Raw genomic sequence first — 20436 nt, forward strand, 5'->3', positions numbered from 1 at the left:
GGCTGACCTTGAAATCTATGTGAACGGAACGGCACTGAAACAGGCGCAGGGTGCAAACGCCATAGTGGACACGATGAGCGCAACTGTTATAAAAAAGCATAATCCTGGCATGAGTGATACGCAGTTAAGACAGCTTATCACCGCCCATATTGATGAGGACGAGTTTTGCCGCTATGTGATACAACGGGACATAAACGGGATTGCCCTTGCTCTGCGGGAAACACACAAGGACGATTTTTTCAGCGTCCCAGAGGATAACCCGCTAAAAGAAATGCTGGAAACTGCTGGTGAAATCGTCAGCCAGGACAGCGACACGGAACAAGCGTACTTGGCGTTTATCTGCAAACGGCTCAAGCTGAATTTTAGGAAGCTGTCAGTAGAAGAACGGAAGTGGCTGAAAAAGATTGCGGAAAAATCCGACTTGCTGAAGAATCCAAAACCGCAGAGAGGACGAAGATAAAAAATGCCTGAACGGCGGTTCTGGTTTTTCAGAACCACCATCCAGGCATTTTGTTTAGTAATAGAAAAAGGTGCAGTTGATTATTGCGTATTGTCAATCTCTCTCAAACCGGGTAGTAAAAATACGGCAAGCGCAACGATGATAATGCCAATTCCGCAAATGACAAACCATTTCTCAACTCCCAGCCGCTCCGCCAGAGGCCCGGAAATGACAAGGCCAAACGGCATGGCGAGGGAAGCGGCGCTTGTCAGTAGAGAAAAAACTCTCCCCAGATATTCTGGTTTGACCGTTTCTTGAAAAATCGCATTTTGCACACCGTAAAATGGAGCGGAAATTCCCATAACAGTACAGCACACAACAAAGACAAGAAATGCGTCTGGCGGCAAAAGCCCGGAGAGCATATTGCTAACGCCCATCAGGAGAACGGAAAGACCGATGGTGTACCGCCGTTTCTTAAAACCGCCCCAAATGCTCAGAATGACTCCGCCAAGCAGCATACCAACCGCAAAAGCAATTTCAGCGGCAGAGGCATGGGCCGGTGTTCCTTTGAAGTATGACATACAGATGAGAGGAAAAAGCGTACTGATTGGCATATAAAAGAACATATAAATTACACCAATCCAGAGCAGAGCAAAGAGGCCCCTGTTTTGCTTTAATACCACATACCCCTCTTTCATATCCTGTAAAAACTGTTGTCTTTTCGTTTCTGGACATAGTTCAGGCGTTGGTATGGACGAAATCGCAACAGTCACACAGGCAAGGATTGCACCCACAATATCTAACAATATAATTGCATTAAGAGGCCAAACAGCATATAAAAACGCTGCGGCAGCTGGACTGATAATCGCACTTACTGCTTGCATGGTCTGCGTGTAACCAGCGCATTTTGTAAGTTCCTCTTTTGGCACAATCATAGGTGTTGCTGCGCTGAATGCTGGAGAATGAAAAGCAGTTCCCGCACTTCGGATTAACAGGACAACCATAATAGACCATACGGGCAATTCCATGTAAAACGCCACCAGCGCCAGAATACCGCCAGCGGCGGCAATTATCAAATCCGCACCAATCATTACGCTTTTACGGCTGTGCCGGTCAACAAAAGCACCTGCAAACGGGCCTAAACAGGCTTGCGGCAAAAATCCAATCAGTGTTGCCGCCGTCAATATGATTGCAGAATTAGTTTTCGCAACCAAATAAAAGATAATGGCCATTTGCAAAATACCGCTGCTAATAAAGGATATTGCTTGTCCGGCAAGAAGTGTAAAATAAGTTTTTCTCCATGAATTGTTGTTTTGGGTCATAATGCGAACCTCCTTTTTTATTGCATTGTTCCTTTGTTTCTGCAATAAAAAGCAGGCGTTGTCCCACAGAGAGGGCAGACGCCTGCATAACAACAAAGCACGAAAAAACACCACGATACAGTTCAAAGACTGCTCGTGTCAAACCTACGTGTTCCTTTGCATACGCACGCAAAAAAAGCCCACCATCATGTGGAAAGGTACTTCTACTTTTTATTGCTTATTAGCGTACACAAATTAACACACGTAAGCCTCCTTCCAATCTCAAACTGTCGCACAGTATAACACACATCCGATAGACTTGTCAACCATTTTTAACCTTGTTTTCCATCTTGTTTTTCCATCTCTTACGGGCAGTAGCAAAGCCAGGCGAGCCAGTCAACGGTCAAGATGAACGGCGCTTTCAGCGCCGCCGTTGACAGTCTCGCCCGTCTTTGCTAATGGGTAATCAAGGCGGGAAAGCCATTTTAGGGCTTTCCCGCCCATTTCAATTTTGGGAGAAGAAAGGCCCCAAAATGAACGAGTGCGGCCAAACACTTTTAGGGATTGGCCACCTTGTCCACCCATCCAGCGGGGCGGCGGGGAACGGTCAAGGCCGGGCGTCAGCCCATTCATTTCAGCCTTGACGGTTTCCTGCCGTCCTGCTACTTTTCCCGGAGTGTGGCCACACATCTGGTCACGGTGTCCAGAGCTTTGGGACTTTTTGTCCCATAGGCCGGGGGCGGAGGACGAGGGACGGGGGCTTTCATAATACGCCCTGTCTGCTGCTGAAATCAGCCCTTTGTTTCCGGCTTACCAGCCCCAAACAAAGCCCTGCTTTCCTGCCGCGTCAAATGCCCTTGCCCTCCCCGGCGGCAACGGTATTTTCAGGGCAACGCCGACAGAGCGTATAACACACTACACTTTGCTCCGCAAAGTCGTGTGCCAAATGGGGCGCTGCCCCCTTTGGAAACCCCCGCAACAAACAGGTGCTATGCACCCAGCCGGGAGCATAGCGCCGTTTGTTGTCAGCAGCCCGTTTCACGGTCTGCGTGTAGTTCCTTGTAAACTGACCTAAGCTTCAACTCATATATCAATCGTCATACAGACAAACGATACCTTGTTTCTGCCAAAAAGTCAAGCAAAAGCGTAAAAAGGGGGCGTTTTCACCGGTTCCGCCCTATTTCCACCCTCTTGCCGCTGGGTCCAGCATCTCGGCAGCGGAGTAGACCAGGGCGTTGCAGACTGCAGCGGCCACGGTGCTTCCACCCTTGCGGCCCATGGCCGCGATGGCAGGCACGCCGTGGGCTGCACAGGCGGCAAACAGCGCTTCCTTGCTTTCCACCACATTCACAAAGCCCACCGGCACGGCGATGACCAGGGCAGGCCGCAGCCCGGCCTCGATCTCTTCCGCAATGGTCAGCAGGGCAGTGGGGGCATTGCCCACCGCAAGAATGGCCCCGGGGTACTCCTGCGCCGCGCGGTGCATGGAGGCCACTGCCCGGGTGGTTCCGGTCCCGGCTGCGATCCGCTCCACCTCAGGGTCCGCCATATAGCAGAGGGCACTGCCGCCCAGCCGGGCAAGGGCAGGCTTGGAAATGCCCGAAAGCGCCATGTTGGTGTCGGTGATGATAGGGGTCCCGGCCCGCAGGGCGGACACACCTGCCGCCACAGCCCCCGGCGTAAAGCGCAGATTTTTCGCATAGTCAAAGTCGGCGGTGGTGTGGATGACCCGCTTGACCACAGCGGCAGTCTCGGGCGGCGGGGTGAGGCCCTGCGCTTCCAGCTCTGCCGTGATGATGGAAAGGCTTGTCCGCTCAATGTCGGCGGGCAGATGATGTTGTGGGATCATTGTGCATTCCTCCGCGGGTTCTCCAACCCCATGGCCGCGTAAACGGCATCCAGATCCAGCGCGCCGCGCACGCCATCGGCCAGCAGGTCAAACTGCTGCTGGCGGTACTGCTCCATCGGGATGAGGGCGGCGCTGTCCGGTGCAATGCCCTTGCGCCGGCAGAGCAGGGCCACCAGCTTCTCGGTGAGCGCACCGGTATCAAACAGGCCGTGCAGGTAGGTGCCAAACACATTGTCCTGCACGCAGCCCTCGGGTGTGCCGTCTGCCAGTGTGCAGAAGGGCACACCCTGCACCTCGGTGCGGCCGGTGTGGATCTGATATCCGGTCAGGGCCGCGCCCGCAAAGGGGGCGGCGGTCACGGCGGCAGTGTCCTGGGTGCGGTGCTTCTGGCCGGTAAAGACCGTGCGGGTGGGCAGCAGCCCCAGCCCCCGCACGGTCTGCGCCGTACCGCTCTCCGTGCCCTCAGGGTCGGCCAGCGTCTCGCCCAGCATCTGATACCCGCCGCAGACCCCCAGCACCGGCGTGCCGTTGGCCGCCAGCTTCAACAGGGCTGCTTCCAGCCCGGACTGCCGCAGCCAGAGCAGGTCATCCACTGTGTTCTTGGTGCCGGGCAGGATGACGAGATCCGGTGTGCCCAGCTGGCGGGTATTCTGCACATACCGCACACCCAGCAGCGGGTGCTGCTCCAGCGGCATGAAATCGGTAAAGTTGGAGATGTGCGGCAGGCGGAGGATGGCCGCATCCAGCGGGTGGACCGTTTTGCCCGCATCCAGCCGGGTGGAAAGGGAATCCTCGTCCTCAATGTCCACCTTCAGGTAGGGCACGACCCCCAGCACCGGCAGCTGCGTTTTTTCTTCCAGCATAGCAAGGCCGGGGCGCAGGATCTCCACATCGCCGCGGAATTTATTGATGAGCAGCCCCTTGATGCGGGCGCGCTCCTCTGGCTCCAGCAGCGCCACCGTGCCGTACAGCTGGGCGAACACACCGCCCCGGTCGATATCGCCCGCCAGCAGAACGGGGGCATCCACCAGCCGGGCAAGGCCCATGTTGGCGATATCATCTGCCTTCAGGTTGATCTCCGCCGGGCTTCCGGCCCCCTCAATGACGATGATGTCCACGGTTTCGGCCAGACTGTTGTAGGCCGAGAGGATCTCTAGGATGAGCGCTCTTTTCATTTTGAAATAGGCGGCGGCGGACATCTGGCCCCGCACCTCGCCGTTCACGATGACCTGACTGCCCACGTCACTGCTGGGCTTGAGCAGGATGGGGTTCATCCGCACATCCGGCTCGATGCCTGCGGCCTGCGCCTGCACCACCTGTGCCCGGCCCATTTCCAGCCCATCCCGGGTAACAAAGCTGTTCAGCGCCATGTTCTGGCTCTTGAAGGGAGCCACGCGGTAGCCGTCCTGCGCAAAAATGCGGCAGAGGGCGGCGCACAGCAGGCTTTTGCCTGCACCGCTCATGGTTCCCTGCACCATGATGCACTTTGCCTTGCTCATTCCAGCACCTCCGCAAGAAGTTTCAAAAGCTGTTCGTTTTCAGACCCGGTGCGCACGGCGGTGCGGTACCAGCCGGGGCCCAGCCCGGGATAGTTCGCACAGCTGCGCAGCACAGCGCCCCTTTGCCGCAGGGCTTCTCCCAGCGTCTCCGGGGCCTGAAACAGCAGGTAATTTGCTCTGCCGTCCAGCACCCGCAGGCCCAGCGCCCGCAGCCCGGCCGTCAGGCGGGGCCGCTGTTCGGCAATGAGGGCCCGGACCTTTTCCACATACGCCGTCTCCTCCAACGCGGCAAGGCCCGCCGCCTGCGCCAGACTGGAAACACCCCAGGGCTGGCCGCAGGCCTGCATCTGTTCCAGCAGCGCTGTGTCGGCACTCAGGGCATAGCCCAGCCGCACGCCCGCCATGCCGTAGAGCTTGGTGAAGGCTTTCAGGATGACCAGATCTCCCTCCCCCAGCAGGCCTTTTGCCGTGTGCAGGGCATGGTCGGGCAGGAAATCAAGGAAGCATTCGTCCACCACCAGCAGGGTGCCGCACGCCGCGCAGCGGTGGAGGATTTTTTCCACCAGCGGCAGGGTCGTCAGCTGGCCGGTGGGATTGTTGGGCTGGCAGAGGAACACCATATCCACCCCCGGGCGGATGGCCGCACAGAACGCATCCGTGACCGCAAAGTCCTCCTGCTCCCGCAAAAAGAATCGTTCTACCGTGCAGCCGACACTTTCCAAAGCAGTGGCATACTCCGCAAAGGTGGGTGCGGTGACCAGCGCCCGGCGGGGCTTTCGGGCCCAGACCAGCCGGAAGATAAGGTCTGCCGCCCCATTGCCGCAGAGGATCTGCTCCGCCGGCACGCCCTCATGGAGCGCCAGCTTTGCCCGCAGCTCCCGGCACAGGGGGTCGGGGTAGCGGTCGGCCGTGGGCAATGCCGCCGTGATGGCCCGGGCCACCCCTTCCGGCAGGCCCAGCGGGCTGACATTGGCCGAAAAATCCAGCGCATCCCGCCCGAACTCGGCCCGGTAACCGGCCCAATCGCCGCCATGTACTAGTTGCATGTTCGTTCTCCTTTTCCTGGATGGTTCTGGATACCCGTTCCCGGCTCCCCCTTTGGGGGAGCTGTCATGCAAAGCATGACTGAGAGGGCGAGGTCGTTACAAAATAGCCCGTATTGCCACGCCCCACGCCAGTGCAAGGGCGCTTGCCACGTACATCATCCGGTTGGCACGCGGGATATCCTCCGGTTCAATGGGACGCAGCGGATCGCCGATGGTGGGCTTGGCGTAGTATTCGCCAAAGTAACAGGCGGGCCCGGCCAACTGCACCCCCAGCGCACCGGCACAGGCGCTCTCGGTCTGGGCGCGGTTGGGGCTGGCGTGGTTGCGGCGGTCCCGCCGCCAGATCTTCCACGCCCCTTTTGCGTCATTGTGCGTAAAGGCCGCGGCAGCCACCCACAGCAGGGCGGCAAGGCGGCTGGGAAGGTAATTTGCCGCATCGTCCAGCTTGGCAGGGATGCGGCCAAAGTAGAGATATTTTTCGTTTTTGTAGCCCAGCATACTGTCCATCGTGTTGATGGTCTTGTAGGTCAGGGCCAGCGGTGCCCCGCCGATGAGCATATAGATCAGGGGTGCGATCACACCGTCGCTGGCGTTTTCTGCCACCGTCTCCACAGCGGCTCTGGTCACACCCTCCAGCGTCAGATCCTGGGTGTCCCGCCCCACGATGCGGCTGACCGCCCTGCGGGCGGCAGGCAGGTCGGGCTTGACCAGTTCCCGGTAAACATTGGTGCTCTCCTGCGCCAGCCCCTTTGCGGCCAGTGCCTGCCCGCACCAGAACATCTGGACGGCCAGCCCCAGCCACGGGCTGATGCGGGCAGCCCCCAGGCAGACAAGGCTCGTCAGCAGAAAGGTACCCACCGGCAGGCAGAAGGCCACAATGGCACCGCCCAGCAGTTCCCCCTGAGGCGTTTTGGGCAGGCAGGCCCGCAGGCGCTGTTCCAGCGCCGAGATGGCCTTGCCCATGTACACCACCGGGTGGGGCAGCCAGGCCGGGTCGCCGAAGAGGCAGTCCAGCACAAAACCGCCGAGTACTGCGTATTCGATCATCGGGCATCCTCCTTTGTGTACTGCACAGTCTTCAGCAGGTGCAGCACCCGCTGCTCCGCCCAATCTCCTGCATCCAGAACATAACCGCCCGCATTGGGGGCGCACCAGTGGTAATAATCCGCATGGGGCAGGGCGTAGCGCTCCATGGCAGCCATCTGGGTGCCGCCGTGGGCCAGAATGACCAGTGTCTCTTCCCCTTCGGCAAGGGCCCTGTCCACCAGTGCGGCAAAGGCCCTGCACACCCGCTCCGAAAAGACAACCTTGGTCTCGCCGTCCGGGCAGGGGCTTTCGCAGTTGGCGTTCACCCAGGCCAGATAATCCGGGTCGTGCTCCATCTCAATGAAATTGCGGCCCTCAAAGCTGCCGAAGCACATCTCCTGCAGGTCCTTCACCTCCACGAGCTTTGCGCCCGGGAAGAGCACCTCAGCGGTCTGCCGGGTGCGGCAGAGCGGGGTGATGTAGACCGTTTCCGGCTGAAAATCAGCCTGCCGCAGCTGGGCGCGGCCCGCAGGGCTCAGGGGGATATCCCGCTGGCCCTGATAGCGCTTTTCCGCATTGTAGGCCGTCAGGCCGTGGCGCAGAAGATAGATCAGCATTTCGGAAGTTCTCCTTTCAATACTGTGGGGATGCCGCAGAACATCTGCACCACGCACCCGGCCCGGGCCGCCAGCAGGCAGGCCAGCCGCCCGGCGGCTTCCCGGGCGGCCCGCTCCCCTGCGTCCATGGGCACCACGCCGCCGCCCACCTCGGTGGCCATCACGATATCACAAGCGGAGAGCTCCTCCGCAAGCTTTTCCAGATCCTCGGCCTCTGCGGCCAGCTCCTGCACCTCCGCAATGCGGGTGCCGGGCAGGCGCTGCGCAAAGGTGCGCTTGCCGCTGTACAGCGGCCCGGTGATAAAGATCATAACAGTCCTCCCCACTGGCAGGCACACAGCGCCGCCAGCATCCACAGCTCGGCTTTCTGCAAAAACCACCCGGCCAGATCGCCGGTGATGCCGCCAAACTGCCTGTCCGAAACAACATGATAGCGTGCAAACACAAGAAACGCCGCCAGCACCAGCGCCCAGCCGCCCAGTGCCAGCAGGGCGGCGCTGAGCAGAGCGGCCAGCACCATCAGCACCCGGCGGGCGGTGGTCTTGTCCGCCGCCGTGGCAAAGGTGTGGGCAAGGCCGGTGTTCTTTGCCATCGGGAACGATGCCACGGCCAGGCCCGAGAGGGCCCGTTCCAGCACAAGGGCCAGTGTCCAGCACAGACCCACCCAGGGCGTGAAGTCCACGCAGGCGCAAAGGGCAAGGTAGGCCGCAAAATAACTGCACAGCCGGATCACCGCAAAGGCACCGCAGTGGGGGTCTTTGAGGATCTCCAGCTTCTTTTCCCGGTCGCCATAGCTGGAAAGGGCATCGCAGGTGTCGGCATAGCCATCCAGGTGGATGCCGCCCGTGACCCAGACCGGGATCAGGCAGAACCCCGCCGCCTTTGCGGGCATCGGCAGGGGCAGAGCGCCGCACAGGCACCACAGCCCGCCAATGACCACCCCGATGAGCGGGAAGGCACACATGGCATACCGCATGTTTTTCTGATTCCACGCGAACTGCGGCACCGGCAGGGCCGAAAACATGGCAAAGGCCACTGCAATGGTCTGCAATCCAATCATTTTTCCACTCCTTTATAATAGACCGGGATGCCGCACACCACCCGCACTACATGGTCGGCCCGGGCGGCAAGGGCATTGTTCACCTGCGCCAGCGCTTTCAGGTAGCGCCCGGTGTCGCCTGCGTAGTCGGCACCACCGCTGAACACCTCGTTGGAGACCACGATGAGGTGCGCGCATTGTCCGGCCAATTGGTCCAGTCCTTCCAAAATGGCCGAAGCGGCATTTTCTCCCGCCCCGGCGGGGTCGTAGAGCTCGTTGGCGGTCAGGTTGCCCAGATCCTCCAACAGCGCAGTTCCCCGGGCAGGCAGATGGATGTTCTCCAGATGCAGGGGACACTCCACGGTCTCAAACTGCTTTGCCGCCCGCATCCTCCGGTGCTTTTCCACCCGGGCGGCACACTCGGCATCCCACACCTGCATGGTGGCGATATAATAGCGCGGAAGCGCGGTTTTCAGCACCAGGCTCTCGGCATATCCGCTCTTGCCGCTGGCGGCACCGCCCAATACCAGCGTCAGCATTGGGGGGTGTACGGCGTGATGCCGCCCTCCGTGAAGGAATAGCAATCGCGGTAAACGGCCAGTGCCATATCCCACAGCGGGATGCTTGCCACCGCTCCGGTGCCCTCGCCGAGATGGAGCCCGGCGGTGAGCAGGGGCACTTTGCCCAGCGCTTCCAGCACCAGCCTTGCTGCCGGTTCGGTGGAGCAGTGGCTGGCAAACACGGCCTTTTCCGCGGCGGGGCAGAGCCGCACCGCGCACAGAGCCGCCACCCCGCTGATGAAGCCATCCATCAGCACGGGCAAACCTTCCAGCGCACCGCCCAGAAAAGCACCGCACAGCCCGGCGATGTCGAACCCGCCCAGCTTGGAAAGCACGTCCAGAGGGTCAGCGGCATCGGGCCGATTCCGCACAATGCCCCGCCGGATGGCATCCAGCTTGCGGGCAAGCCCTGCATCGGAAAGGCCCGCGCCACGGCCTGTCATCCGTTCCACGGGCTGACCCAGCAGAACCGCGGCCACGGCGCTGGAGGTGGTGGTGTTGCCAATGCCCATCTCCCCCGTGGCCAGCAGCTGCGCCCCCGCCGCCTTCTGCGCCCGGACAAGCCCGATGCCCGCCGCAATGGCATCCACCGCCTGCTGGCGGGTCATGGCTGGGCCGGTGGTGAAATCCGCCGTCCCGGCGGCAATGCGGCAGTTCTGCACCCCGGGCACCGGCTCCCCGGCCATGCCAAGGTCCACAGGCACCACTTCGCAGCGGGCCGTTTTTGCCATCTGGCAGACACTGGTGCGCCGGGCGGCAAGGTTCTCGGCCACGGCCCGGGTCACGCTCTGGTCCGTCTGGCTCACGCCCTGCGCCACCACGCCGTTGTCGGCGCAGAGCACCAGCACAGCCCGGCGGGAAAACGCCAGCTCTGCCGTGCCGGTCAGGGCGGCGGCATCCTCCAGCATGGTCTCCAGCCTGCCCAGCCCGCCCAGCGGCTTGGCTAGGCTGGCCCAGTGAGCGTGGGCGGCAGTGCGTGCGGTCTCGTCCGGCCGGGTGATCTTGGAAAGAAGCTGTTTCAGTTCAAGCTCTGTCATTGGTCCTGTTCCTCTTGATGATAGTGTGCGGCGGCATCCACGAACCGCCGGGGCAGGGCCGTGCCCGCCCAATACAAATGCGGGAAGCCCGCATAGAAATGCTCATTTGCAAAGCCGCAGTCCCATTGTTTCCCGTTGGGCTTTGCGGCGGTAAATCCGGTGCCGTTGTCCGTGGAATCCCAGTGGTGGAACTCGTGCACGGGCAGACGCTCCCCGGCGCGGAACAGCATACTGTCGGTGCGGGCGGTCAATGCCGCGTATCCGAACCGCACCAGCCGCCCCACCCGGAAGCCCTGCCCCGGCAGGACCCCTGCCATGGGCCAGCGTTTCCCGTTGGCATCCTCCAGGCTCTGGCCCAGATAGAGAAAGCCCCCGCACTCGGCCACCGTGGGCAAACCGCGCTCCACAGCCCGGCGCACAAAGGCCAGCATGGAGCGGTTCGCGCTCAACTGCCCGGCATACAGCTCCGGGTAGCCGCCGGGCAGGTAGAGCCCGCCGATTCCCTCCGGCAGGGCGGGGTCCTGCAGGGGGCTGAACCAGCAGAGCTCCGCTCCCGCCCGCTCCAGTGCTTCCAGCGTTTCGGCGTAGGTGAAGCAAAACGCCGCATCCCTTGCAACGGCAATGGAAACGCGGGGGCGCTGTTCCGCTGCTCCCTGGGGCGGCAGCTCTCCCGCAGGGGGGAGCCGATCGGTGTGCACCAAAGGCGCTGCGCCTTCGGTCAGGATAGACAGCTTTTCCCAATCCACCACCAGCGCATCGGTCATCCGGCTGATCTTCTGTTGCAGGTCCGCGATCTCCCCGGCAGTTTTCAGGCCTAAGTGGCGGCTCTCAAGAGCAGCATCCGGCAGGTGGGGCAGATAGCCCAGCACCGGCAGGCCGGTCTCCCGTTCCAGCATGGGAGCCAGCAGGGCATACAAATGGGGGGCGCAGTCATTGAGCAGGATGCCCGCCAGATGGCTGGGGGGGCGGAACTGTTTCAGCCCGTTGATCTGAGCCGCCAGCGTCAGGCTGGCCCCTCTGGGCTGGACCACCAGCAGCACCGGCAGGCCCAGCGTATCGGCCAGATGCCAGGCACTGGCGGTATCGCTCACGCCGCCCAGTCCATCGTAAAAGCCCATGGCACCCTCGCACACAGCTGCCCCGTGCCCAGCGGCGGCCTGCGCATAGAGCGCGCGCACGGTCTCCGGCGCAGAGAAAAACAGGTCGAGGTTGTGGCTCTCCACCCCCAGCACGGCCCGGTGAAACATGGGGTCGATATAGTCCGGCCCGCTCTTGAAGGAGCAGGGGTCCTGCCCCCGCCGCTTGAGCGCCGCCAGCAGAGCGCAGGTCAGTGTGGTTTTGCCGCTGCCGGAACAGGGCGCGGCCACAAGAAATTGGATCATTTACGTTCTCCTGTGATAAGGAAGATGGGGTTATTGGCCATCAGCAGGTGGAGCCTGCCCGCAGGCCGGGTGCGGCTGACCGCGATCTGCGTCACCTCCGCAGCAAGACCGTGGGCAGTCAGTGCGGCCACGGCGGCGCTCAGCGTTTCCAGCGCAATGGCAGAGATGCAGATGCGGGCGTTCGGATTCCGGGCAAGCACCGTGTCCACCACAGCCTCCATGCCCCCCTTGGTCCCGCCGATGAACACGGCATCCGGGGCGGGCAGGTCAGCCAGCGCGGCGGGGGCGCGTCCCTCCACCAATGTCAGGTTGCAGGCGTGGAAGGTTTCCCGGTTCTGCCGGATGAGCCCGCAGGCCTCCGGGTCACACTCCACGGCATACACATGCCCCCGGGGTGCGGCCAGCGCCAGCTCCACGCTCACGCTGCCGGTGCCCGCCCCCACATCCCACAGGGTATCGCCGGGCTGCACGGCCAGCTTGGCCAGCGCCGCCGCCCGCACCTCCTGCTTGGTCATGGGCACCTCTCCCCTGTGAAAGGCTTCATCCGGGAAGCCGGGCACCCGCCGGGGCGGCTGCGGAAGATGCTCCACAAGCAGGACGCTCAGGCTTGCAAACTGCCTTTGCGCAAACTCCTGCGCCGTGCCGAACAGGATCTTCTCCTCTGCCCGGCCCAGCTCTTCCCCCACCAGTACATGGGCATCGCCCAGCCCGGCGGCAGCCAGTCGGCCGCAGAGGGAGGCAGGCGTTTCGGCTCCGCCGGTCAGGAAAAACACAGGCTTTCCCCCGGCTGTCAGGCATTCGGCCACCGGGTCGCAGGCACAGCCGTGGGCCGAGACCAGCTTCCACTCCTGCCAGGAGCGGCCCACTGCAGCGGCCAGCAGCTGAACGCTGGAAAGCCCCGGCAGCACCCGGCAGGAGATGCCAAAGGCCCGCAGCATCGGCAGCAGCTGGGCCGCACCGGAGTAAAACCCGGTGTCGCCGCTGTACACAAGGGCAGCATCCACCTCCGGGTCAGCCGCCAGCGCGGCAAGGACATCCTCAGGCTGATACAGGGCCTTCCGGTGTTCCGTGCAGCCCTGCGGCAGCTGTTCCAGCAGGCGCTTTGCCCCCAGGATCAGTCCGGCGTTCTGCAGGGCGGCAAGGCCCTGCGCGGTCAGGCTTTCCGGCGTGCCCGACCCCATCCCGATGAGTGTGATCATTGCAGCATCTCCTTACAATGTGTCAGGATCTGTTCCGCCGTTTCGCCCTGCTCGGCCGGGCGGCGGATGACGATGAGCTGTGCCCCGGCGTCCTGCGCTGCCCGGGCTTTTTCTTCAAAGCCGCCCGCCGCGCCGCCGTCCTTGGTAACGAGGAAGCGGATGGCAAACTGCTCCATCAGCGCCCAGTTCAGCGCATAGGAGAACGGCCCCTGCATGGCGATGATGTTCTTATGGGGGATATCTGCCCCCTCGCAGGCGGCAATGCCCTCCCGGGTGGGCAGGACACGGGGAAAAAGCCGTACGGGTTCCAGCACAGCAAAGGCAGAAAGCTCCTTGGCCCCGGTGGCAAGCAGGACATTTCCCTCCGTCCGGGCCAGAAATCCCGCCGCATGGGCCGCAGAGGCAAACACCATGCTCCCGGCGGGCAGCGGGCTTTCGGGCCGGAGCAGGCGGCGGTACTCCGTGCCCGCTGTTTTGCAGGCTGCCCGGATGTTCCGGGTGGCCTCCACGGCATACGGATGGGTCGCATCCACGCAGAGGTCAGCCCCCTGCAGCAGGGCGGTCATCTCCTCCGGGGTCAGCCGCCCGCAGTGGACGGTGATGCCGGACCTTTCGCCCTGTTCCTCGGCCCCCAGCGGGGTGGCCACGCTGACCAGTACCTCGGCCCCCAGTGCGGCCAGCTGCTTCGAAAACACACGGCCCTCGGTGGTGCCGCTGAATACCACGGCCCTCATGCGCGGTACCCCCGCGGTGTGACCATCCGCCCGCTCAGCTGACGGGTCTGGGCGTTGCCGACAAACACGGTGGTGAACATATCCACCGGGGTGGTTTCCAGCGCGGCCAGCGTCAGAATGCGGCTTTCCTGCCCCTCCCGGCCAATGTTCCGCACAATGCCGCAGACCGTTCCGGGTGCCTTGCCGTTTGCCAGCAGGATGCGCACCGCCCGCGCCAGATAGTCCGGCCGCCCCTTGGAGGAGGGGTTGTACAGCGCGATGCAGAAATCCCCCATGGCTGCTGCCGCCAGCCGCCGCTCAATGACCTCCCACGGCGTGAGCCGGTCAGAGAGGGAGAGCACGCAGAAATCGTGGGCCAGCGGGGCACCCAGCACCGCACCGCCGCTCAGGGCGGCGGTCAGGCCGGGCACCACCTCCACCGTCACGTCCGGGAAGTGCTCAGCCAGCTCCAGCAGAGGGCTTGCCATGCCGTAGACCCCAGCATCTCCCGAGCAGACCAGCGCCACCGCCCTGCCGCTCCGGGCCGTTTCCAGTGCCCAGCGGCAGCGGTCGATCTCCTTGGTCATGCCGGTGGAATAATAGAGCTTGTCCGGGAAGTAGGGGCGCACCAGATCCAGATAGACCGTATAGCCGCACAGCACCTCGGCTTGCGTTAAGGCGCTCTGCGCCTGTGCGGTCAGAAACCGGGGATCCCCGGGCCCAAGCCCGACAACAAAAACAACATTAGGCATCCTGCCACCTCCAATCCGGGGCAAAGGGACGAAGCGCCAGCGCAAAGGTCACGCCGTTGCCCGCCTGTTTGGGAAGAATGATCGTGCCGCCTGCCGCCAGCACCGCCGCCCGCTCGCAGACATTGTCTACACCGGTCACGCTCCGGACAAAGGCCGAGGGCGTGAACTGCCCGGGGGCATTCTGCAGCTGTGCGGCAGAATAGAACTGCACCGGCCAGCCGTGGGCTCTGCAAAATTCCAGCAGACCCGGCTCATGGGCTTTCAGGTCGATGCTGGCCGCTGCAGTGATGCACGCTGCCGCAAGGCCGTGGGCCGCGCAGAACTGCGCAAAGGCCGCTTCCAGCTGTGCGGCGCTGGTCCCCCGCCTGCACCCGATGCCCAGCACACCGATCTTCGGGATCAGGTGCAGCGCATCGCCTGCCGGGAAAAGGGTCAGGGCAAAGTCGGCGCGCTCTGCCTCCCCCGCCGGGACCACCCCGGCAGGGGCCTGCCCGGCAATGGGGAATTCCGAGCGGCACCGCACCGGCCAGCCCGCCAGCAGTCTGCTGCTGACGCGCTTGATGCGCTCCGGCTCCAGCACGGCGCAGTTCTGGTGCCTGGCCCACGCATCCACGGCAAACACACCGTTGGCATCGGTGGCCGTGGTAATGACCGGCACCGCACCGCAGACCGCCGCCAGCGCCCGGGCCAGATCATTGGCCCCGCCCAGATGGCCCGAAAGGATCGGCACCGCAAAATGGCCGCACTCGTCCAGCACCACCACGGCAGGGTCCACCGCCTTGCTCCGGCAGTGGGGCGCAATGGCCCGCACCGCAATGCCCACAGCCCCCACAAAGATCAGGGCATCCGCATGGGCGAACTGTTCCGCAGCCCAATCGGCAAGGCCGGGCCCACCATGGCCGCAGCGGTCTACGGTGCCGGGCAGGGCACTGGCCAGCTTTTGGGCCAGCGCCAGCCCTTTTTCCGTAAAGGCGAGATAGGCGCGGGTCACTGGTCTGCCCCCTTGCGGAACTCCGTCGTAAAGGTTGGGTCGTAGAGCTTGCTCCGCTCATACCGGGTGCCCAGAAACTCCCCCACCACGATGAGCGCCGTCTTGGTGATGCCGTTGGCGCGGGTGCTCCCGGCCAGCGTGCCCACGGTGCAGCGCACCACCTTCTGCTCCGGCCAGCTGGCCTTGTAGACCACGGCGGCAGGAGTCTCCGGCGTGTAGGCTCCGCCTGCCAGCAGGGCCTGCTGCACCTTGTCGATGAGGCCGATGGAGAGGAAGATCACCATGGTTGCCCCATGGGCGGCAAGGCTGGCCAGCTTCTCCTTTTCCGGCACCGGGGTGCGCCCCTCCATCCGGGTGATGATCACGGTCTGGCTGATGGTGGGCAGGGTGTACTCGGCGTTCAGCGCCGCCGCCGCCCCGCAAAAGCTGGACACGCCGGGGGTATCATCGTAGGGGATGCCGTCCGCATCCAGTGCGTCCATCTGCTCCCGGATGGCCCCATACAGGCAGGGGTCGCCGGTGTGGAGCCGCACGGTGGTCCCGCCTGCGGCTTCCATCCGGCGCATCACGTCCAGCACCTGTTCCAGCGTCATCTCAGCGCTGTTGTAAACGGCGCACTCCGGCTTCGCCAGCCCCAGCAGGGCCGGGTTGACCAGACTGCCCGCATAAATGATGCAGTCGGCTTCCTGCAGCAGGGCCGCGCCCCGCCGGGTGATGAGGTCAGGTGCGCCGGGGCCTGCGCCTACAAAATGTACCATCTCAATGCTCCTTCCATTCGTTCAGCAGTTGTGCGGCAGTGTCGGTGGCTCCCAGCGGGCCGTGCTGGTTGGAAAACAGCACCGCCCCCACCCGGAACGCCCCGCAGGCCCGCCGGTCAAGGTGGAGCTGGACCGCCCGCAGCAGGCTTTCCAGCACCGGAGCCCGCAGGCCGGCGCTGTCCAGGAGTTCCAGACAGGCATCGGTGGTGGCAGCGTTCATCAGGGCGGCGCAGACTTCCCGGGAAGCGCCGCAGAGCGCCGCATGGGTGCAGATCAGCTCGGTGCGGCAGTCGGCAGTGTGGGAATGGGTGTTCATAATACCGCCCGCCACCTTGACCAGCTTGCCCACATGGCCCACCAGAAGCACCTCTTCAAAGCGGGCCGCAGCGGCCATATCCAGCGTATCTCCAATAAAGTTCGAGGTTTTCACCACCGGAACAGCATGAAACTCCGGGTATCTTTCGTGCAGATAGTCCAGCCCGTAATTGCCGGGGGCCAGAATGAGCCGCCTGGGGCTGCCCGCCCGGAGAGCGGCCTGATTCATTTCCAGCTGGATGGTGTCCAGGATCGCCTGCTGGCTCATAGGCTCCACAATGCCGCTGGTTCCCAGCACCGAAAGTCCGCCCTCGACCCCGATGTGGGGGTTGAAGGTGCGCTTTGCCACCTCTTCCCCGCCCTCAATGGAGATGGTCACGGCAAAGCCGCCGGGGTAGCAGGCGCTCTCGGCTTCCCTTTGCAGGGCCTCGGCGATCATCTGCCGGGGCACATGGTTGATGGCAGCTTCCCCCACCGGCTGGTCCAGCCCGGCCTTGGTCACCCGGCCCACGCCCTTGCCGCCGGAGATGCGGATCTCGGTGGTATCGGGCAGCAATTCTACGGCGGCGATCACGGGCAGGCCGGTGGTCACATCCACATCATCCCCGCCGTCCTTCTCAATGGCGCATTCGGCACCGGCTCCGGCGGGGCGGCAGTACAGCGGGGCCACCTCCACCACGATGCCCTTCGGCGTGCGCAGGGCAACGCTCTCCGGGGCATGGCCGGTGAGCAGGAGCCGCGCGGCCCCCGCCGCACCCAGCGCCGCGCAGGTGCCGGTGGTGTACCCGCAGCGGAGCAGCTTCTGCCCGCTGCGGACGTAATGTTCAAATTTTGGCCCGGCAGGCTTTTCCGGACCGAACACGGCCTCGTACTGCTCCTTGGTCAGGCTGTACAGCGCCCGGATGTTCTCCGGGGCAAAGGCCTCCTTTGGGGTCAGCACCCCCGAAACGCTGTGCGGGAACACGCAGACCACCGCATCCGCGATCTTCTGCGCCATGTCCAGCTCGTGCAGGCTGACGATCACGGCCAGCCCCTGCTCATGGGCCAGCTTCTGCAGGATGGTCAGCAGTTCGATCTTGCCCTTGACATCCAGAAAAGAGGTCGGCTCGTCCAGCAGCAGAACTCCGGGCTGCTGGCAGATGGCGCGGGCCAGCAGAACGCGCTGGCGCTGGCCGTCGCTGATGCAGTTGAAATCCCGGCCCGCCAGAGGGGAAGCCCCCACCAGTTCCAGCGCGTCCCGCACGGCCTGCCGGTCGGCATCGGACAGGATGCCCAGCCGCCCGGTATAGGGGATGCGCCCGGCGGCGGCAAATTCAAAGCAGGAAGTCAGCTCGGTGCGGCGGGTATGGGGCAGCATCAGGGCCAGCTTCCTGGCCCGGGCTGTGCCGGTGTAATCGGTCAGGCTGCGGCCATCCAGCAGGACAGCCCCGCCCATGGGGGCCAGCTGGCCCGCCAGCGTTTTGAGCAGGGTGGATTTGCCCGCCCCGTTTGGCCCGATGAGGGCCAGGATCTGCCCCGGCACCGCCCCCAGCGTGATGCCGGAAGCAAGGGGCGCGCTGCCATAGCCGATGGCCAGCTCTTTCGTTTCACAGCGGTATTTCATCGCACACCCTCCTGACCCCGGCGCACCAGCAGCCAGATGACCACCGGTGCACCAAACACTGCCGTTACGGCGCTGATCGAAAGCTCAGTGGGAGCAAACATGCTGCGGGCGATGAGGTCGCACAGTAGGCAGAAGGCCGCCCCGCCCAGGCAGCACCCGGGCAGCACCACCAGCGGCCTTGCGCTGCCGAACAGCTGCTTGACCAGATGGGTCACCGCAATGCCCACAAAGGAGATGGGCCCCGCAAAGGCCGTGACACAGGCGGCCAGCAGGCTGGAAAGCAGCACCAGCAGCCGGGAAAAGGCTTTGACATTGATGCCCACGCTCCGGGCGTAGGCCTCCCCCATCTGGTAGGCGGCCATGGGCTTGGAAAGGCAGAACGCTGCCGCCAGAGCGGGCAGCACCACCAGCGCCGCCGCCCGCACATTGCCCCAGGTCATGCCGGAAAAGCTGCCCTGAGACCAGTTGTGGAGGTTGACGATGTTGCTGTCCTGGGCAAAGGCCACCACAAACTCCGTGACGGCCGAGCAGATGTAACCGATCATCACACCGCAGATGACAAGAATGCTCATCCGCTGCACCCGCCGGGAGACCGCCAGCACAAAGGCCATGGAGGCCATGGCCCCCGCAAAGGCGGCTGTGATCAGGGTAAGGGAGCTGGTGAGCAGGCCATGGTTCAGAAAAGCCACCATGACCAGTGCCACAGCCAGCTTGGCCCCGCTGGAAATGCCCATGACAAAGGGGCCTGCAATGGGGTTGGCGAAAAAGGTCTGCAGCAGGTAGCCCGCCGCCGAGAGCGCCGCCCCCAGCAGCACCACCATCACGGCCCGGGGCAGGCGCAGCTGGGTGATGATGCCCACACTCAAAGCGTCCTGCCCGCGGCCGGTCAGAGCCGCCAGCACTGCCCCCGGTGTCAGGGACACACTGCCCCAGAACAGGTTGGCGGCAAACAGCACCGCCAGCAGCAGGGCAAGGATGCCGTAGGAGAAGATCAAGCGCTTTTTGCTGGTCATAGGTTACTCTACTTTCCTCAGAAATTGCAGGTCGGCGGGGTCATCCTCTGTAAAGACACGGTGCAGGTCGAGCACAAAATCGACCAGCGCCATGCTCTGCTGGAAAAAGCTCTGAGTGGTGCACCAGACACTGCCGCTCTGCACGGCCTTGAACTCGGCCAGCAGGGGGCATTTTGCTACCAGTTCCTCCGTGGTATGCACCACGCCCTCAATGGTGCTGTTGTAAAGGAGCACATCCGCATCCTTTGCACCGGCATAAAAATCCTCCAGCGGCAGGTTCATGGTGGAAAGGTTGCTGCCGTTGTCGGTCAGGTCCGCAAACACATAGTCACCGCCCGCCATCTCGATCATCTGGGCCACATAGTCGCCGCCCTTGCGCACATTGGCAAGATTGTTGGCAGTGATGGAGAAAAAGGCACAGCGCTTGCCGGTGGAAGCCTGCCCGGCCAGCGGTGCAAGGCGCTCCACCTGCCGGGCAAACTCCTGTTCCGCCAGCTCCTCTTTCCCCAGCAGGATGCCCCAGAACTTGAGCCATTCCAGCCGGGCCAGCGGGCCGCTCTCATAGCTGGAGCGCTCCACCAGCACCGGAATGCCGAACCGTTCCAGCTGCTCCTTGACCTCCGGGGTGTGGTAGATCATAGTGTTCTCGATGGCAAGGCCGCAGTTGGCCGCAAGAATCTTTTCGTAGTCCGGGGCGCTGTACTTGCCCGCATAGGCAATGCGCCCAGCCTCCATGGCGGCTCTGGCCTCATCCAGATACCAGCCCTCCGCCCGGGTGCCGGAAAGGGTCACGCTGTCCAGCCCATCCAGCGTGAGGAACAGGTCCATCACCGAGGTGGAGACAAGGTAGATGTTCCGGATGGGCTGACGCAGCACGGTCACGCTCCCGGGCAGGCCTTCCACCGCAGCAGCATCCTCCGGGGTCACAAGGAACTGCTCCCCCGATTCGGTCAGGGTCAGCATGGTATAGCCGCCCTCATAGCAGTCTGCAGTAAACTGTGTGGCGTAATCCAGCGGGCAGGCATGGTCAAAGACCAGTTCTTCTGTGCTGGCGGGAGCCGTTTCGGAGGCGGCGCAGCCCGACAGGGCCAGTACTGTAGCAGGCAGAACGCGCAGGAATTGTTGTCGGGTGATTTTCATAGGGACTAACCTCTCAGTCGCCTTCGGCGACAGCTCCCCTAGTAGGGGAGCCAAGTTTGCGCAGTTGCTCTCTTGCCTCTCCTATTAGGAGAGGTGGCATCGCACGGCGATGCCGGAGAGGTTCAGTTCAGCGCAAAGGTCAGCGTATACTCGATCT

At 63.1% G+C, this 20436-nt stretch carries 19 protein-coding genes and 2 pseudogenes; 1 reads left to right on the forward strand and 20 read right to left on the reverse strand.

Going from position 1 to position 20436, the window contains the following annotated elements:
* A pseudogene (locus ACMNAY_RS02090) lies at positions 1-460 on the forward strand (transcriptional regulator); the annotation flags it as partial.
* An 80-nt stretch (positions 461-540) separates the two neighbouring features.
* Here ACMNAY_RS02090 and ACMNAY_RS02095 read toward each other — a convergent pair.
* From ACMNAY_RS02095 to ACMNAY_RS02190, 20 genes and pseudogenes are all read right to left on the reverse strand, one after another.
* The gene (locus ACMNAY_RS02095; RefSeq protein WP_002584949.1) at positions 541-1761 is read right to left on the reverse strand and encodes an MFS transporter; all 1221 of its coding nucleotides are present in this window, start codon (positions 1759-1761) and stop codon (positions 541-543) included.
* A 1156-nt stretch (positions 1762-2917) separates the two neighbouring features.
* Entirely contained in the window at positions 2918-3589 is a 672-nt protein-coding gene (locus ACMNAY_RS02100; RefSeq protein ID WP_418718202.1) for a precorrin-8X methylmutase, read from the reverse strand.
* Complete coding sequence (locus ACMNAY_RS02105) at positions 3586-5088, reverse strand: cobyric acid synthase (RefSeq protein ID WP_418718203.1); 1503 nt, start codon at positions 5086-5088, stop codon at positions 3586-3588. Before ACMNAY_RS02105 ends, ACMNAY_RS02100 begins: the two co-directional genes overlap by 4 nt.
* Complete coding sequence (locus ACMNAY_RS02110) at positions 5085-6134, reverse strand: pyridoxal phosphate-dependent aminotransferase (protein WP_418718204.1); 1050 nt, start codon at positions 6132-6134, stop codon at positions 5085-5087. Before ACMNAY_RS02110 ends, ACMNAY_RS02105 begins: the two co-directional genes overlap by 4 nt.
* Before the next feature lie 96 nt (positions 6135-6230).
* Positions 6231-7181 carry an adenosylcobinamide-phosphate synthase CbiB gene (gene cbiB / locus ACMNAY_RS02115; RefSeq protein ID WP_418718205.1) on the reverse strand — a complete coding sequence of 317 codons (951 nt, stop codon included), beginning with the start codon at positions 7179-7181 and terminating at the stop codon, positions 6231-6233.
* Positions 7178-7777, reverse strand: a complete 600-nt coding sequence (locus tag ACMNAY_RS02120; RefSeq protein WP_418718206.1) for a histidine phosphatase family protein — start codon at positions 7775-7777, stop codon at positions 7178-7180. Before ACMNAY_RS02120 ends, cbiB begins: the two co-directional genes overlap by 4 nt.
* Positions 7771-8088 (reverse strand): bifunctional adenosylcobinamide kinase/adenosylcobinamide-phosphate guanylyltransferase, encoded by a 318-nt coding sequence (locus ACMNAY_RS02125; RefSeq protein WP_418718207.1) that lies wholly within the window; start codon positions 8086-8088, stop codon positions 7771-7773. The genes ACMNAY_RS02120 and ACMNAY_RS02125 overlap by 7 nt, the downstream gene beginning before the upstream one ends.
* The gene (locus ACMNAY_RS02130) at positions 8085-8837 is read right to left on the reverse strand and encodes an adenosylcobinamide-GDP ribazoletransferase (protein ID WP_418718208.1); all 753 of its coding nucleotides are present in this window, start codon (positions 8835-8837) and stop codon (positions 8085-8087) included. The genes ACMNAY_RS02125 and ACMNAY_RS02130 overlap by 4 nt, the downstream gene beginning before the upstream one ends.
* Positions 8834-9355: a bifunctional adenosylcobinamide kinase/adenosylcobinamide-phosphate guanylyltransferase gene (locus tag ACMNAY_RS02135; protein ID WP_156059723.1), complete on the reverse strand. Its 522-nt coding sequence runs from the start codon at positions 9353-9355 to the stop codon at positions 8834-8836. The genes ACMNAY_RS02130 and ACMNAY_RS02135 overlap by 4 nt, the downstream gene beginning before the upstream one ends.
* Entirely contained in the window at positions 9349-10413 is a 1065-nt protein-coding gene (cobT, locus tag ACMNAY_RS02140; protein ID WP_418718209.1) for a nicotinate-nucleotide--dimethylbenzimidazole phosphoribosyltransferase, read from the reverse strand. The genes ACMNAY_RS02135 and cobT overlap by 7 nt, the downstream gene beginning before the upstream one ends.
* Positions 10410-11795, reverse strand: coding sequence for a cobyrinate a,c-diamide synthase (locus ACMNAY_RS02145; RefSeq protein ID WP_418718210.1), 1386 nt, complete (start codon positions 11793-11795; stop codon positions 10410-10412). Before ACMNAY_RS02145 ends, cobT begins: the two co-directional genes overlap by 4 nt.
* Complete coding sequence (gene cbiE / locus ACMNAY_RS02150) at positions 11792-12994, reverse strand: precorrin-6y C5,15-methyltransferase (decarboxylating) subunit CbiE (protein ID WP_418718211.1); 1203 nt, start codon at positions 12992-12994, stop codon at positions 11792-11794. Before cbiE ends, ACMNAY_RS02145 begins: the two co-directional genes overlap by 4 nt.
* Positions 12991-13728 (reverse strand): precorrin-6A reductase, encoded by a 738-nt coding sequence (gene cobK / locus ACMNAY_RS02155; RefSeq protein WP_418718212.1) that lies wholly within the window; start codon positions 13726-13728, stop codon positions 12991-12993. Before cobK ends, cbiE begins: the two co-directional genes overlap by 4 nt.
* Positions 13725-14459: a precorrin-3B C(17)-methyltransferase gene (cobJ, locus tag ACMNAY_RS02160; RefSeq protein WP_227622562.1), complete on the reverse strand. Its 735-nt coding sequence runs from the start codon at positions 14457-14459 to the stop codon at positions 13725-13727. Before cobJ ends, cobK begins: the two co-directional genes overlap by 4 nt.
* Positions 14452-15450 carry a cobalt-precorrin 5A hydrolase gene (locus ACMNAY_RS02165; RefSeq protein WP_418718213.1) on the reverse strand — a complete coding sequence of 333 codons (999 nt, stop codon included), beginning with the start codon at positions 15448-15450 and terminating at the stop codon, positions 14452-14454. Before ACMNAY_RS02165 ends, cobJ begins: the two co-directional genes overlap by 8 nt.
* A complete protein-coding gene (gene cobM / locus ACMNAY_RS02170; protein WP_156064870.1) occupies positions 15447-16208 on the reverse strand; it encodes a precorrin-4 C(11)-methyltransferase in 762 nt (253 codons plus the stop codon). The genes ACMNAY_RS02165 and cobM overlap by 4 nt, the downstream gene beginning before the upstream one ends.
* A 1-nt stretch (position 16209) precedes the next feature.
* Complete coding sequence (gene cbiD, locus ACMNAY_RS02175; RefSeq protein ID WP_418718216.1) at positions 16210-17520, reverse strand: cobalt-precorrin-5B (C(1))-methyltransferase CbiD; 1311 nt, start codon at positions 17518-17520, stop codon at positions 16210-16212.
* Between the two features lie 111 nt (positions 17521-17631).
* Positions 17632-18126 (reverse strand): annotated as a pseudogene (locus ACMNAY_RS02180) (ABC transporter ATP-binding protein); the annotation flags it as partial.
* A complete protein-coding gene (locus tag ACMNAY_RS02185) occupies positions 18123-19139 on the reverse strand; it encodes a FecCD family ABC transporter permease (protein WP_418718214.1) in 1017 nt (338 codons plus the stop codon). The pseudogene ACMNAY_RS02180 and the gene ACMNAY_RS02185, both read right to left, overlap by 4 nt.
* Positions 19140-19142: 3 nt before the next feature.
* Positions 19143-20279, reverse strand: coding sequence for an ABC transporter substrate-binding protein (locus ACMNAY_RS02190; RefSeq protein WP_418718215.1), 1137 nt, complete (start codon positions 20277-20279; stop codon positions 19143-19145).
* Between the last annotated feature and the right edge of the window lie 157 nt (positions 20280-20436).

Origin of the sequence: Candidatus Allofournierella merdipullorum, assembly GCF_048426865.1 — a bacterium.
Lineage (GTDB): Bacteria > Bacillota > Clostridia > Oscillospirales > Ruminococcaceae > Allofournierella_A > Allofournierella_A merdipullorum.

Bases quoted from the DNA above. Each gene is read 5' to 3' on its own strand.
- ACMNAY_RS02095 (WP_002584949.1), bottom strand. From the start codon at position 1,761: ATGACCCAAAACAACAATTCATGGAGAAAAACTTATTTTACACTTCTT.
- ACMNAY_RS02100 (WP_418718202.1), bottom strand. From the start codon at position 3,589: ATGATCCCACAACATCATCTGCCCGCCGACATTGAGCGGACAAGCCTT.
- ACMNAY_RS02105 (WP_418718203.1), bottom strand. From the start codon at position 5,088: ATGAGCAAGGCAAAGTGCATCATGGTGCAGGGAACCATGAGCGGTGCA.
- ACMNAY_RS02110 (WP_418718204.1), bottom strand. From the start codon at position 6,134: ATGCAACTAGTACATGGCGGCGATTGGGCCGGTTACCGGGCCGAGTTC.
- cbiB (WP_418718205.1), bottom strand. From the start codon at position 7,181: ATGATCGAATACGCAGTACTCGGCGGTTTTGTGCTGGACTGCCTCTTC.
- ACMNAY_RS02120 (WP_418718206.1), bottom strand. From the start codon at position 7,777: ATGCTGATCTATCTTCTGCGCCACGGCCTGACGGCCTACAATGCGGAA.
- ACMNAY_RS02125 (WP_418718207.1), bottom strand. From the start codon at position 8,088: ATGATCTTTATCACCGGGCCGCTGTACAGCGGCAAGCGCACCTTTGCG.
- ACMNAY_RS02130 (WP_418718208.1), bottom strand. From the start codon at position 8,837: ATGATTGGATTGCAGACCATTGCAGTGGCCTTTGCCATGTTTTCGGCC.
- ACMNAY_RS02135 (WP_156059723.1), bottom strand. From the start codon at position 9,355: ATGCTGACGCTGGTATTGGGCGGTGCCGCCAGCGGCAAGAGCGGATAT.
- cobT (WP_418718209.1), bottom strand. From the start codon at position 10,413: ATGACAGAGCTTGAACTGAAACAGCTTCTTTCCAAGATCACCCGGCCG.
- ACMNAY_RS02145 (WP_418718210.1), bottom strand. From the start codon at position 11,795: ATGATCCAATTTCTTGTGGCCGCGCCCTGTTCCGGCAGCGGCAAAACC.
- cbiE (WP_418718211.1), bottom strand. From the start codon at position 12,994: ATGATCACACTCATCGGGATGGGGTCGGGCACGCCGGAAAGCCTGACC.
- cobK (WP_418718212.1), bottom strand. From the start codon at position 13,728: ATGAGGGCCGTGGTATTCAGCGGCACCACCGAGGGCCGTGTGTTTTCG.
- cobJ (WP_227622562.1), bottom strand. From the start codon at position 14,459: ATGCCTAATGTTGTTTTTGTTGTCGGGCTTGGGCCCGGGGATCCCCGG.
- cobM (WP_156064870.1), bottom strand. From the start codon at position 16,208: ATGGTACATTTTGTAGGCGCAGGCCCCGGCGCACCTGACCTCATCACC.
- cbiD (WP_418718216.1), bottom strand. From the start codon at position 17,520: ATGGCGCAGAAGATCGCGGATGCGGTGGTCTGCGTGTTCCCGCACAGC.
- ACMNAY_RS02185 (WP_418718214.1), bottom strand. From the start codon at position 19,139: ATGACCAGCAAAAAGCGCTTGATCTTCTCCTACGGCATCCTTGCCCTG.
- ACMNAY_RS02190 (WP_418718215.1), bottom strand. From the start codon at position 20,279: ATGAAAATCACCCGACAACAATTCCTGCGCGTTCTGCCTGCTACAGTA.